The sequence below is a fragment of the Tsuneonella deserti genome, assembly GCF_014644315.1.
Lineage (GTDB): Bacteria > Pseudomonadota > Alphaproteobacteria > Sphingomonadales > Sphingomonadaceae > Tsuneonella > Tsuneonella deserti.
In genome coordinates, this window is sequence record NZ_BMKL01000017.1 from 1 (window position 1) to 530 (window position 530).

The 530-nt window shown below is 40.6% G+C and carries 1 protein-coding gene; it reads left to right on the forward strand.

All coding sequences use genetic code 11. The annotated features are described in order from the left end of the window. Positions 1 to 530: type III PLP-dependent enzyme domain-containing protein (locus IEW58_RS14260; protein WP_229658662.1), on the forward strand; the 530-nt coding region annotated here is incomplete at both ends.

Genomic DNA, 530 nt, shown 5'->3' on the forward strand with positions numbered 1-530 from the left:
GCAAAACACTTATTGCACTTTACAGATTTTATGGAATAGCCAAATCTACGATTTCAAAATTCCATTTGCCGATGATGCTTCCATCGAAAACGCAACGCACTGTATTTTCTTGATGCTGCACCAAGGTATCAATACGGCCGAGATTCAGAGTCGCTTAGATATGCTCAAGCCAATTGCTATGCGTTTGGAATTGAAGCAGGGAATCAATGATTGTTATCTGATTGATGATACCTACAACAACGACTACGCAGGGCTTTCGGTCGCTCTTGATTTCATGACCCAGCAACATACAAAGCGAGATAAGGTGTTGATTATCAGTGATGTATTGCAGTCGGGCTTAGAAGAGTCAGATTTGTACGAAAGCATAGCCGAACTCATCAAAGGCAAACAAATTGATAAAGTGATTGGTATCGGAGAAGTGATTTCTCGCAATCAAAAATCCTTCTATACATCGGCCGCTGGTGATAGAAAAGCTCCTGTTGCACCAATCGTTTTTTATCAATCTACCGAAGAGTTTTTGGAGAAATATC